The 11,994-nt window shown below is 56.3% G+C and carries 11 protein-coding genes; 3 read left to right on the top strand and 8 right to left on the bottom strand.

The window, feature by feature from the left end:
- Positions 1–9 precede the first annotated feature (9 nt).
- The 3 genes from ubiE to udp form a co-directional block, all read right to left on the bottom strand.
- Complete coding sequence (gene ubiE / locus FHW74_RS21635) at positions 10–765, bottom strand: bifunctional demethylmenaquinone methyltransferase/2-methoxy-6-polyprenyl-1,4-benzoquinol methylase UbiE (RefSeq protein WP_183172363.1); 756 nt, start codon at positions 763–765, stop codon at positions 10–12.
- A 78-nt stretch (positions 766–843) separates the two neighbouring features.
- The gene (gene rmuC, locus FHW74_RS21630) at positions 844–2,280 is read right to left on the bottom strand and encodes a DNA recombination protein RmuC (protein WP_183172362.1); all 1,437 of its coding nucleotides are present in this window, start codon (positions 2,278–2,280) and stop codon (positions 844–846) included.
- Positions 2,281–2,457: 177 nt separating this feature from the next.
- Positions 2,458–3,219 (bottom strand): uridine phosphorylase, encoded by a 762-nt coding sequence (gene udp, locus FHW74_RS21625; RefSeq protein WP_183172361.1) that lies wholly within the window; start codon positions 3,217–3,219, stop codon positions 2,458–2,460.
- Between the two features lie 248 nt (positions 3,220–3,467).
- Here udp and FHW74_RS21620 point away from each other — a divergent pair, with 248 nt between their 5' ends.
- Positions 3,468–4,289 carry a dienelactone hydrolase family protein gene (locus FHW74_RS21620; RefSeq protein WP_183172360.1) on the top strand — a complete coding sequence of 274 codons (822 nt, stop codon included), beginning with the start codon at positions 3,468–3,470 and terminating at the stop codon, positions 4,287–4,289.
- 53 nt (positions 4,290–4,342) lie between these two features.
- On the opposite strand, the gene metE is transcribed toward FHW74_RS21620, so the two are convergent.
- A complete protein-coding gene (gene metE, locus FHW74_RS21615; protein ID WP_183172359.1) occupies positions 4,343–6,604 on the bottom strand; it encodes a 5-methyltetrahydropteroyltriglutamate--homocysteine S-methyltransferase in 2,262 nt (753 codons plus the stop codon).
- Between the two features lie 237 nt (positions 6,605–6,841).
- On the opposite strand from metE, the gene metR reads away from it, so the two are divergent.
- A complete protein-coding gene (metR, locus tag FHW74_RS21610; RefSeq protein ID WP_183172358.1) occupies positions 6,842–7,795 on the top strand; it encodes an HTH-type transcriptional regulator MetR in 954 nt (317 codons plus the stop codon).
- Here metR and FHW74_RS21605 read toward each other — a convergent pair.
- From FHW74_RS21605 to pldB, 3 genes are all read right to left on the bottom strand, one after another.
- Positions 7,683–8,582 carry a carboxylate/amino acid/amine transporter gene (locus tag FHW74_RS21605; RefSeq protein WP_183172357.1) on the bottom strand — a complete coding sequence of 300 codons (900 nt, stop codon included), beginning with the start codon at positions 8,580–8,582 and terminating at the stop codon, positions 7,683–7,685. The two genes, metR and FHW74_RS21605, sit on opposite strands and share 113 nt — an antisense overlap.
- Before the next feature lie 121 nt (positions 8,583–8,703).
- A complete protein-coding gene (gene yigL, locus FHW74_RS21600; RefSeq protein ID WP_183172356.1) occupies positions 8,704–9,510 on the bottom strand; it encodes a sugar/pyridoxal phosphate phosphatase YigL in 807 nt (268 codons plus the stop codon).
- A gap of 47 nt (positions 9,511–9,557) precedes the next feature.
- Complete coding sequence (gene pldB, locus FHW74_RS21595; RefSeq protein WP_183172355.1) at positions 9,558–10,550, bottom strand: lysophospholipase L2; 993 nt, start codon at positions 10,548–10,550, stop codon at positions 9,558–9,560.
- Between the two features lie 146 nt (positions 10,551–10,696).
- Between pldB and rhtB the strand changes: the two genes are divergently transcribed.
- Complete coding sequence (gene rhtB, locus FHW74_RS21590; RefSeq protein ID WP_183172354.1) at positions 10,697–11,317, top strand: homoserine/homoserine lactone efflux protein; 621 nt, start codon at positions 10,697–10,699, stop codon at positions 11,315–11,317.
- Here the strand turns inward: rhtB and rhtC are convergent, their stop codons facing one another.
- On the bottom strand, positions 11,318–11,938 hold the full coding sequence (rhtC, locus tag FHW74_RS21585) for a threonine export protein RhtC (RefSeq protein ID WP_183172353.1): 621 nt from the start codon (positions 11,936–11,938) through the stop codon (positions 11,318–11,320).
- Positions 11,939–11,994: the final 56 nt, after the last annotated feature.

The raw sequence follows: 11,994 nt of genomic DNA, 5'->3' as shown, positions 1-11,994 counted from the left end.
CGGCCTCCCTTAAAACTTATAACCACGATGAAGCGCGACGATACCCGCGGTCATATTGAAATATTCGACGTTATCGAAACCGGCATCTGCCATCATCGCTTTCAGCGTGTCCTGGTTGGGATGCATACGGATCGATTCCGCCAGATAGCGATAGCTTTCCGCATCCTGGGCCACCAGTTCGCCAATACGCGGCAACACGTGGAAGGAGTAGGCGTCATAGGCTTTGCTTAACGGGTCGATAACCGGTTTAGAGAATTCCAGCACCAGCAGACGACCACCGGGCTTCAGCACGCGATACATCGAGCGCAGCGCTTTGTCTTTGTCGGTCACGTTGCGCAGGCCAAACGAGATGGTGATGCAATCAAACGTGTTGTCCGGGAACGGCAGCGCTTCCGCATTGGCCTGAACGTATTCAACGTTGCCCACCACGCCGATATTGCGCAGTTTTTCACGGCCCATTTTCAGCATTGAGTCGTTAATGTCCGCCAGCACGACCGTGCCGGTTTCACCCACCAGACGGGAGAATTTCGCCGTCAAATCGCCAGTGCCACCCGCCAGATCCAACACTCTTTGTCCACGGCGCACACCGCTGCAATCAATAGTAAAGCGCTTCCATAAACGATGAATCCCGAACGACATCAGGTCATTCATAACGTCATATTTCGCTGCAACAGAATGGAAAACCTGCGCCACCATATCCGCCTTTTGCGCTTTCGCTACGGTCTGAAAGCCAAAGTGCGTTGTGTCCTGTGAATCATCAACCATTTCGGAGCCTGCTATTGATAAAAAATGTTCGTGAAGTGTAACAGATTGGTCCCGATTGCCCTATGTTTCAAGCCTGTTTTAACAATCGTTACCGGTACGCTGAACAGGTGGAATAGACCCTGGCACGTTGTTTTTTGAAGAATTTGCTGGCTCATCGTCAATGCTGCGCAGCCGAAACTCTTCATCATCCAGACGCGCCTGTTCCACCATTTCAGGATTAATCTCGCGCTTCACTTCCACCCCCAGAGTACGAAACCCATCAGCCTGCGCCAGCAGGTTACCGCGCCCGGAACTGAGCTTCTTCATCGCCTGGCGATAGTTTTCTTGCGCTTTATCCAGCCCTATCCCGACTGCGGACATATCTTCAACAAACAGGCGCATTTTGTCGTACAGCTTTGCGGCGCGTTCGGCGATTTGCTGGGCGTTCTGGTTTTGATGCTCATATCGCCACAGATTGGCGATGGTGCGTAACGCCACCAGCAAGGTAGTTGGGCTGACCAGCATAATGTTGCTTTTCAGCGCTTCGCCGATCAGCTCCGGTTGCCGGTCGATAGCCAGTAAAAAGGCCGGCTCGACGGGGATAAACATCAAGACATAATCCAGCGACCGCAGACCGGGAAGCTGTTGGTAATCTTTACGGCTGAGTAGCCGGATATGGCTACGAATGGCCGCGATGTGCTCATTGAGCGCCAGCTCACGCTGGTATTCATCTTCGGCGTTAAAGTAACGCTCGTAGGCCACCAGCGTCATTTTTGCGTCCACCACCACGTCTTTATCCTGGGGGAGACGCACAATCACATCCGGCTGCATGCGGCTGCGATCGTCTAGCTGGATATTGACCTGGGTCTGATACTCATACCCTTCGCGTAAACCCGACGCCTCCAGCACCCGCGTCAACACCACTTCGCCCCAGTTGCCCTGGATTTTATTATCGCCTTTCAGCGCCCGGGTCAGGTTAATCGCCTCCTGAGCCATTTGGGCATTGAGCTGTTGTAAATTGCGGATTTCATGGGTCAGCGTGTGCCGTTCACGCGCCTCCTGCCCGAAGCTGTCCTGCACCTGGCGGCGGAAGCCGTCGAGCTGTTCGCGCAGCGGCGTTAATAGCCCGTTCAGGCTCTGGCGGTTTTGCTCTTCCACCTGGCGATGGCTGCGGTCAAAAATGCGGTTGGCGAGGTTTTCGAACTGTTCGCTAAGACGCTGCTCGCTGTTCATCATCTGACGCAGTTTGTCGTCGTTATGCTGACGCGTGGTTTCCAGCAATGTGGTGACTTCACGCAGATCGGCTTCCAGCGAGCTTTTGATATCTCTCAGGGTGCGCAGTTCGCCGTTCAGCAATTCGCACTCTTCGCGCCAGTGCTCGTACGCCTGTTTCGCCGCGCTTAACTTGCTGAATACATCGCGCTGTTCCGCCAGCAGATCCGCCTGACGCTGCGATGCCCGCAGGCTTGCCCCCAGCCAGCCGAGCAATATGCCCGCCAGCGCCACCGCCGCCATCAGTAATAGAGAGAACTCCATAATGCCTCCCGCATTAACCCTACCAGAGCAAAATGGAATTGTGCTGGATAAATGTCCAGTTTTAAAGGCATTTACTGCGAAGCATCGTGCAAAAGATTAAAAACAGCGCGGGGTAATGAAGATAAAACCGGGGGGAAACCTGCCAGCCCTACCGTAAAGCAGGGCTGGCGGGTGGGTTTAGATCAGGCGACGCGCGGCCTCGACCACGATTTTCACCGCGTGGCTTTCGGTCTGCTTCATGGTTTGCGCGTTCGGGATTTCCTGCTGGGTACGGTTCACGATAACCCCGGCAACCATCCCCGCACGCAGGCCCTGGCTTGAACACATGGTCAGCAGCGTGGCGGACTCCATTTCATAGTTCATCACGCCCATCTGCTGCCACTCTTCCATCGAGCCTTTGTAGCGGCTAACCACACGGCCAGAGAAGGTGTCATAACGCTCCTGGCCCGGGTAGAAGGTGTCGGAAGAGGCGGTGACGCCGATGTGGGTGGTGGCGCCCACGGCTTTCGCGGCTTCCACCAGCGCGGTGGTGCAGGCGAAATCCGCGACCGCCGGGTATTCCATCGGCGCGAAATGCAGGCTTGCGCCATCGAGGCGAACGGATGCGGTGGTCACCAGCACATCGCCAACATTGATATGCGGCTGGATCGCGCCGGTGGTGCCCACGCGCAGGAAGGTGCGGATGCCCAGTTGCGCCAGCTCTTCAACGGCGATGGAAGTCGATGGGCCGCCGATGCCGGTAGAGCAGATGATAACCGGCTTACCGTCCAGCTCTGCGCGCCAGGAGGTAAATTCGCGGTGTGATGCCAGCTTAACCGGCTTATCCATCAGCGCGGCGATCTTTTCCACTCGTTCCGGGTCGCCAGGTACGATGGCAAGCGTTGCGCCCTGCAGGTCGCTTTTAGTAAGGCCGAGGTGAAAAACATCAGACGTAGACATAAATGACTCCTCTTTGGGTCGGTTTGTCAGAAGCTGCAAAAGGGTACTTTACAGAAGCTGCCTGGGGAATTTCGTGATTCAATTCACTTGTATGAAATTCGCTTGCATCATATTTCCATAAAATAGTGACATTTATCACAATAAAAGCCCATCCCGTGAGATCACAGGAACGGGTTTTCCGTGTACGAATTTTCTGCTCGCAGGCTATAGTTAGGTTTGCGCTAAAAAAATGGTTACGGAGCCCGGCCATGACAAAACAAAACACAACAGACAACCCTTCAGGATTTGCTTGCGCCGCTTCACCTGTCGCTTCAACGGTAGTACATACCGCAGAAGATGGCATCCACTGTGGTGAAACGTCTATTGCGACCCAGGGCGAGAATATGCCGGCTTGGTATGCCCGCCCGGAAACTGCCGACCAGCCTTTACCGGTGGTGATTGTGGTGCAGGAAATTTTCGGCGTTCATGAGCATATCCGCGATATCTGCCGCCGTCTGGCCCATGCAGGCTATCTGGCCGTCGCGCCGGAACTCTATTTCCGTCAGGGCGATCCGGCGGATTATGACGATATCCCGTCGCTGTTCAGCGGCCTGGTAAGTAAAGTACCCGACGCTCAGGTGCTGGCGGATCTCGATCACGTGGCGAACTGGGCTTCCCGTCAGGGCGGCGACCCGCATCGTCTGATGATGACCGGTTTCTGCTGGGGCGGGCGCATCGCATGGCTATACGCCGCGCACAATCCGCAGCTCAAAGCCGCTGTGGCGTGGTATGGAAAATTGCTGGGGGATAAAACGCTCAACTCCCCGAAACATCCGGTGGATGTGGCCGTGGATCTTAACGCGCCGGTGCTGGGTTTATATGGCGCTCAGGATACGGGCATTTCACTGGAAAGCGTGGAAACCATGCGCCAGGCGCTGCGGGCGGCAAACGCCAAAGCGGAAATCGTGGTTTATCCCGACGCGGGCCACGCGTTTAACGCCGACTATCGCCCGAGCTATCACGCGGAATCCGCCGCGGATGGCTGGCAGAGAATGCTGGAGTGGTTTAGCCGTTACGGCAATAAAAAGTAACGGCCTGTTTGCATCAAAAGCTAAACCCTCTCTGGTTCAGAGAGGGTTTTTTATTACGCGCTGCGCAGGTTTTGCGCCGCTTTGACCATGTTCGCCAGCGCCTGACGGGTTTCCGGCCAGCCGCGCGTTTTCAGGCCACAATCCGGGTTCACCCATAAACGCTGCGCCGGGATGCGTTGCGCCGCCTTTTGCAGCAGCGCCTCAATCCATTCCACATCCGGTACGTTCGGCGAGTGGATGTCATACACGCCAGGGCCGATTTCATTCGGGTACTCAAACTCTTCGAAGGATTCCAGCAGTTCCATATCCGAGCGCGAGGTTTCGATGGTGATCACGTCCGCATCCAGCGCTGCAATGGAGTCCATGATGTCGTTGAACTCGCAGTAGCACATGTGGGTATGGATCTGGGTATCGTCACGCACCACGGCGGCGTTCAGGCGGAACGCTTCCACGCCCCATTCCAGATAGGCCTGCCAGTCGGCGCGACGCAGCGGCAGCCCTTCGCGCAGTGCCGGTTCGTCAATCTGGATAATGCCAATCCCGGCGGCTTCCAGATCGGCCACTTCATCACGCAGCGCCAGCGCAATCTGCTTCGCGATGGTTTCGCGGCTGACGTCTTCGCGCGGGAACGACCAGCAGAGAATGGTTACCGGGCCGGTCAACATGCCTTTAACCGGCTTGTCGGTCAGGGACTGCGCGTACTTCGCCCACTCCACGGTGATCGGCTCAGGACGGCTGATATCGCCAATCACTACCGGCGGCTTCACGCAGCGTGAACCGTAGCTCTGCACCCAACCGTTTTGAGTAAAGACAAAGCCGTCCAGATGCTCGCCGAAGTATTCCACCATGTCGTTACGTTCCGCTTCTCCGTGAACCAGTACGTCCAGCCCAAGGCGCTCCTGCTCAACAATCGCCTGCCTGATGTGTTCGGCAATGCCGGTGCGATAGTTGTTGGCATCCAGATTGCCTTTTTTGAAGTCCAGCCGCAGGCCGCGGATTTCGGTGGTCTGCGGGAACGAACCGATCGTGGTGGTCGGCCATGCCGGAAGATTGAAACGCGCACGCTGCGCTTCAGCACGTACCGGATAAGCGCTGGCGCGCTGGCTGTGCTGGGCGGTAATCGCCGCCAGACGCTCGCCTACCGCCGGGTTGTGTACCCGGGCCGAATTGCGACGCGCCTGAATCGGGGCGCTCCACTCGGCAATTTTGGTCGTGTCGCCGGTTTTCAGCGCATCACGTAGCAGCGCCAGCTCTGCACATTTTTGCAGGGCGAAGGCGAACCAGCTTTTTACTTCCGCATCCAGACGGGTTTCTACGTTGAGATCGATTGGGCTGTGCAACAGGGAGCAGGACGAAGCCACCCACACGGCACGTTTGCCGACGATATCTTTAATTTGCGCGTATTTTTCTGTGAGATCGGCACGCCAGACGTTACGACCGTTGATCAGCCCCGCAGACAGCAGCCACTCGGACGGCAAACGCTGATGCAGCTCTGCTACGTCGTCTTTGCCGTGTACCAGGTCGACATGCAGGCCCTGCACCGGCAGTGCGGTGATGGTATCCAGATTCGGCGTGACACCTTCAAAGTAGGTGGTCAGCAGCAGTTTGCTGTTGCCCTGGAGCGCATCGTAAGCCGGTTTGTAGGCGTCCAGCCATGCCTGAGGCAGTTCCAGCACCAGCGCCGGTTCGTCAATCTGTACCCACTCGATGCCGCGCTTCGCCAGCTCTGCCAGCACCTGCTGATAAACCGGCAGGATGTCCTTGAGCAGCGACAGGCGATCAAACTGCTCGCCCTTCACTTTGCCCAGCCACAGGTAAGTTATCGGCCCCAGCAGTACCGGTTTAATGTGATGGCCCAGCGCCAGCGCTTCGTCCACTTCATCCAGCAGTTGAGTCCAGGTCAGTTTGAACTGCTGGCCTTTAACGAACTCGGGCACCATGTAGTGATAGTTGGTGTTAAACCACTTGGTCATTTCCGCTGCCGCTGCCGGTTCACCGGTCGGCGCGCGGCCACGGCCAATGCGGAACAGAGTATCAATATCCACGGAGCCGTCTTTATTCTGGTGGCGCGCCGGCACGTTGCCCAGCAGCAGGCTGGTGGTGAGAACGTGATCGTACCAGGCGAAGTCGCCCACCGGTAACAAATCCACACCTGCCGCTTTTTGCTGCTCCCAGTGGCGGGCGCGCAGTTCGCGGCCCACCGCCAGTAATTCTTCACGGGTGCTGTTACCCGCCCAGTAACTTTCTTGCGCTTTTTTCAATTCGCGACGCAGGCCAACGCGAGGGAAACCGAGGGTGTGATTGTAAATTGTCATTGTTTTGCCTCTTTAAATTTGATTTCAATCCGAAGTATTTCGGATTTAGGGAAGGCGGCAAGTTCGTGAATCCCCGGAAGCTTATTGAAGTAAGCGGCCGGGGTGAGCGAGCGCAGCCAACGAACCATAAATTCGAAATACGATGGATTTAGCCGTCCAGATGTTTACACCGCTATAATTCGCGGTTACTGTATATTCCTCAAGCGCAAATTCCTCATGGCAAAATGAAGGACTTTCATGATCGAAATTAAACACCTTAAGACCCTGCTGGCCCTGCAGAGTTGTGGTTCGCTCGCCGCGGCGGCCGCCACACTGCATCAGACGCAGTCTGCTCTCTCTCATCAGTTCAGCGATCTGGAGCAGCGTCTCGGGTTTAAGCTATTCGTTCGTAAAAGCCAGCCGCTGCGCTTTACCCCGCAGGGGGAGATCCTGCTGCAACTGGCGACGCAGGTGCTGCCGCAAATCAGCCGGGCGCTACAGGAGTGCAATGAACCGCAGCAATCCCAGTTGCGGATTGCGATTGAGTGCCATAGCTGTATTCAGTGGCTGGCCCCGGCGCTGGAGAATTTCCGCAAACAGTGGCCGCAGGTAGAAATGGATTTCAAATCAGGCGTAACGTTCGACCCGCAACCTGCGCTTCAGCAGAGCGAACTGGATGTGGTGCTGACATCCGATATCCTGCCGCGCAGCGGACTGCACTATTCGCCAATGTTTGATTTTGAAGTGCGTCTGGTGCTGGCGACCGATCATCCGCTGGCCAGCAAACCGCGCATCACGCCGGAAGATTTTTCCGGGGAGACGCTGTTGATTTATCCGGTGCAGCGTCAGCGTCTGGACGTGTGGCGTCATTTTCTGGAACCCGCTGGTGTCAGCCCATCACTGAAAAGCGTCGATAACACCCTGTTGTTAATTCAGATGGTATCGGCGCGAATGGGCATTGCCGCATTGCCGCACTGGGTGGTGGAGAATGTTGAACGCCAGGGTCTGGTGGTGACCAAAACCCTGGGCGAGGGATTGTGGAGCCGACTGTACGCGGCGGTGCGCGATGGCGAGCAGCGCCAGCCGGTTATCGATGCGTTTATTCGCTCTGCGCGGAACCACGCCTGCGATCATCTGCCGTTTGTGAAGAGCGCGGCGCGACCCAGTGTCGATGCACCCACAGCGAAGCCATTATTACCGACCCACCGATAATAAAGCTCGGCCAGTGGGGTTGCTCTTGCCAGATGGCGAGGTTAACCAGCAGCCCCGCGGGGACATGGACGTTATTCATGATGCCCAATGTGCCGGCATCCACCTGCGTGGCCCCATAGTTCCACATAAAATAGCCCAGCCCGGACGCCACAACGCCCAGCCAGACCAGTACGCTCCATTGCAACGTGGTTTCTGGCAGTTTATTCGGATTGCCTAACGCCAGCCAGGCCACGCCCGCGACCACCAACGCCCCGAGATAAAACCACGAGAAGGCGTTGTGCTGTGGCATCGGATGCACTTCCATCAGCCGCTTGTAGCCCACCATGCCGATGGCGAAGCTGATATTCGCCAGTTGTACCAGCAGCAGCCCGAACCAGAAGTGCTCGCTGAGTTGATCGTAACGAATAATCGCCGCGCCAATCACAGCCAGCAGCGCGCTGAACGCATAGCCCCAGCGCAGCGGGCGGCGGCTGAGCAGGTCATAAATCAGCGTGATATACAGTGGCGTCAGGACGGTAAACAGCAGGAACTCGGAAACCGTCAGATAGAGATAAGCCCGGAAGCTGAACAGGTACATCACACCCAACTGGAGCGCGCCCACCAGCATATACAGGGCGATGACTTTCGGTTTCAGTCCCTTAAACCGCAGGAACGGCAAAAACACCAGCGCCGCCAGCCCAACGCGCATCAGCACGGAAAAATAGCTGTCGACATGCCCGGCAAGGTATTCGCCAATCAGGCTAAAGGAAAAGGCCCACAGAATAGTGGTGATAATGAGTAGCGGCACAATGCTTTCCCCGGGAATACCCGTTTCAGGATAAAACCGCATTGTAGCGAGAGTGAACGACGTGAGCTTGGGTATTTAGTTGACGAGTGGTTAAATGTAAACCACTCGTCATCTGTGGCGCTTAGGCTTCGTTAAGGAATAAACGGCGCAGATAGTGCGGCACCGCATTTTCGCCGTTGGTGCCGATCACTTCCAGCGTCGGCAGCAGATCTTTCAGGCGCTGGTGCGCGTTAGCCATAATGCAGCCTTTACCCGCCATCGACAGCATTTCGGCATCGTTCATCCCGTCACCGAAGGCGATGCACTCTTTCAGGGAGTAGCCCATGGCTTTAGCTACCGCCTCCAGCGCATGGCCTTTGGATACGCCGCCCGCCATCACTTCCAGGCAGGTCAGCGTCGAGAAACTGACGTTAACCCGATCGCCCCAACGCGCATTAATCGCCTGCTCCAGCGGCAGCAATTTTTTGTGGTCATCGCAGGTGAAGAACACTTTGCTGATGCCCTCCGGCTCCAGCACGCCCGGTTCAAACAGGGTGTATTTAAAGACCGCCTCGCGAAAATACTTCATCTCATCCGGGCGATGGCGGTTCATAAACCAGTCATCGTTACGATAAACGTTGGTCACGATATCCGGGTTGGTGTGCACCACGCCAAACAGATCGGCGGCGATATCGCGATCCAGGTTGTGGCTGAACACCAGATTGCCGTCAGTATCATGCACCCGCGCACCGTTGGAGGTAATCATGTAGGCCTTGATTTCAAGGTTATCGCGGATTTGGGCCACGTCGACATGGTGACGCCCGGTCGCGAACACAAAGTTAATGCCGCGAGCCGTCAGCAGTTTCAGTGTCTCTTTCGCAAAAGGCGACAGGGTGTGGTCAGGGGATAAAAGTGTACCGTCTAAATCAGACGCAACGACCTGATACATAAAAATAATAACCTCTGGTTGGTAACAGGCGGCCTGACCGCCAGTAATTAATCATGCGCATCGAAAAAGTCGACGATGGCATTCAGCGCCTCGGCGCGCATAGCGTCCTTTTCAAACAGGATCTCATGGTACGCGCCGTTAATGACGAAAGGTTTACCCCCCCAACAGGGGTGGCCCGCCGCGGCCCGAATGTCACAGAAGCGATCGTGCATGCGGTTATCCACCACACGTTCTTCTTCTGCCTGGAGAAGCAATGTCGGCGTGGTCATCGCAGTGGCCCCTGCTAAAACCTGCTCTCCGGCAAGGATGCCTTCCCTTACCCAGTGATAAGTCGGCCCGCCTACGCGCAACGTCGGTTCATCGGCGTAGAAACGCAGATTGCGGCGATAGCGCTGCCGGCTGTGGGTCAACACGTTAATCGCAAACGGCAACGCGCGCCAGCGGCCGGTGCCAATTGCATAGCCTTCCCGGATACGCTGGTGCCCTTCCGCCCAGTCGAGGATTTGGCGCACCATCCAGTCGGGCAGGCGCAATACAATGCCAAACATCGGCGCGCAAAAGGCGACAGCGTCAAACGCGTCCGGACGACGCTCTAAAAACAGTGCGGATATCGCGCCGCCCATGGAATGGGCTAATACATAGCGCTTGCGCCACGGTCCGTCCTTGATTTCCTGTTGCCAGAACAGTTCCAGGTCGTCCACATAATCGCTAAAACGCACCACATGCCCGCGATGGGTATCGGATAACATCCGCCCGGAACGCCCCTGGCCGCGGTGATCGATGATTAATACATCATAGCCGCAATGGAACAGATCCCACGCCAGCTCGGCGTATTTCACGTAGCTTTCGATGCGGCCAGGGCAAATCACCACCACCCGATCGTGGTTAGCTGCACGAAACCGCACAAAACGCACCGCCACACCATCCACCCCGGTAAATTCATCTTCTTCGCGCTGCTGCCAGAACGCCGTGAGCGGCCCCATGGTAAAAGCGGCAAACGCTTTTTCCCGGGAATACCATCCATTTTTGTGCTCAATCATGGGATGCCCTGCCCTGACTTTACGGTGTGAATACGTATGAAAAAATGCGGCTTCTGGCTTTGTTTATACTGCCAGCGAATCGGCTACTTGCAAGATAGAAGGTATAGCGTATTGTGACATAAAAGCGCTTATTCCGGGAGTTTCCCATGTCGTTCGAATGGTGGTGTACCTATCTGCTCACCACAATCATCCTCAGTCTTTCACCCGGCTCCGGAGCCATCAACACCATGAGCACGGCGATGAGCCACGGCTACCGCGGCGCGGTTGCGTCCATCACTGGTCTACAACTCGGTCTGGCGATCCATATTGTACTGGTGGGTGTGGGCCTCGGTGCGCTGTTTTCCCGCTCTTTGATGGCTTTTGAGATTTTGAAGTGGGCGGGCGCGGCCTATCTCATTTGGCTGGGTATTCAACAGTGGCGGGCCGCTGGCGCGATTGATTTGCACACCCTCGCCCAAAGCCAGCCGCGCCGCAAACTGTTCCAGCGCGCAGTGTTCGTGAATTTAACCAACCCGAAAAGCATCGTGTTTCTTGCGGCGCTGTTTCCGCAATTTATCGTGCCGCATCAGCCGCAGACCGCGCAGTACGCGATCCTTGGCGCAACCACCATTGTTGTGGATGTGATTGTGATGATTGGTTATGCCACCCTCGCCACCCGTATCGCGCTGTGGATCAAAGGGCCAAAGCAGATGAAGGCATTGAACCGGGTATTCGGTTCGCTGTTTATGCTGGTGGGCGCGCTACTGGCCAGCGCGCGCCCGGGTTAATTAGCGCGAAATAATCAAATGCAGCCCGAAGCCAGCGAACAGCGCGCCGGCTACGCCGTCGATCCACTTCGCCATTCGCTGGTAGCCGCGACGCATCGCAGGTAACGCAAACAGGCTGGCGACCAGAGTAAACCAGGCGAAAGTTTCCAGGGCGATCAGCAGGAAAATGCCCCAGCGCTCGCCGCTACCGACATTATCGCCCACAAACAGCGAGAACACACTGCCGAAATAGATAATCGCTTTCGGGTTTGCCAGATTCGTCAGCAGCCCCTTCAGGAAACTGCGTCCGCCGCGCGCCAGTTCGACTTTGGGCTCATGGGCAGGGGCGTCGTTTTTCTTCAGCGCGCCGCGCAGCATTTGATAGCCCATCCAGCACAGATACAGACCGCCGCCGACCATAATGATGTTATGCAGCCAGGCCATTTTTTCGAGGATGATGTGCAAACCCAGCAGCGCCACGCCGGACCACACCATGACACCCGCGGTGATGCCCAGCACGCCGAGCATGGCTTCTTTTCGCGAGCGGCTTACCGCGGTTTGGGAGACAAAGAAAAAATCAGGGCCGGGACTGATAAGAGCCAGCAGATGCACTGCAGCGACTGTCAGGAAAAGCATTAACATGGAGAATTACTCGCAGGATAATCATTCATTGAATGATTATCCTGCCACGTTCTGGC

It is taken from the genome of Atlantibacter sp. RC6, assembly GCF_014193285.1.
Lineage (GTDB): Bacteria > Pseudomonadota > Gammaproteobacteria > Enterobacterales > Enterobacteriaceae > Atlantibacter.
Note: the sequence above shows the minus strand (reverse complement) of the source record. Positions and strands in the feature narration are given on the sequence as shown.

Coding starts and splice junctions, on each gene's coding strand:
- metE (WP_183172359.1), bottom strand. CDS start 6,604: ATGACAATTTACAATCACACCCTCGGTTTCCCTCGCGTTGGCCTGCGT.
- yigL (WP_183172356.1), bottom strand. CDS start 9,510: ATGTATCAGGTCGTTGCGTCTGATTTAGACGGTACACTTTTATCCCCT.
- ubiE (WP_183172363.1), bottom strand. CDS start 765: ATGGTTGATGATTCACAGGACACAACGCACTTTGGCTTTCAGACCGTA.
- udp (WP_183172361.1), bottom strand. CDS start 3,219: ATGTCTACGTCTGATGTTTTTCACCTCGGCCTTACTAAAAGCGACCTG.
- rhtC (WP_183172353.1), bottom strand. CDS start 11,938: ATGTTAATGCTTTTCCTGACAGTCGCTGCAGTGCATCTGCTGGCTCTT.
- pldB (WP_183172355.1), bottom strand. CDS start 10,550: ATGATTGAGCACAAAAATGGATGGTATTCCCGGGAAAAAGCGTTTGCC.
- metR (WP_183172358.1), top strand. CDS start 6,842: ATGATCGAAATTAAACACCTTAAGACCCTGCTGGCCCTGCAGAGTTGT.
- FHW74_RS21620 (WP_183172360.1), top strand. CDS start 3,468: ATGACAAAACAAAACACAACAGACAACCCTTCAGGATTTGCTTGCGCC.
- rhtB (WP_183172354.1), top strand. CDS start 10,697: ATGTCGTTCGAATGGTGGTGTACCTATCTGCTCACCACAATCATCCTC.
- rmuC (WP_183172362.1), bottom strand. CDS start 2,280: ATGGAGTTCTCTCTATTACTGATGGCGGCGGTGGCGCTGGCGGGCATA.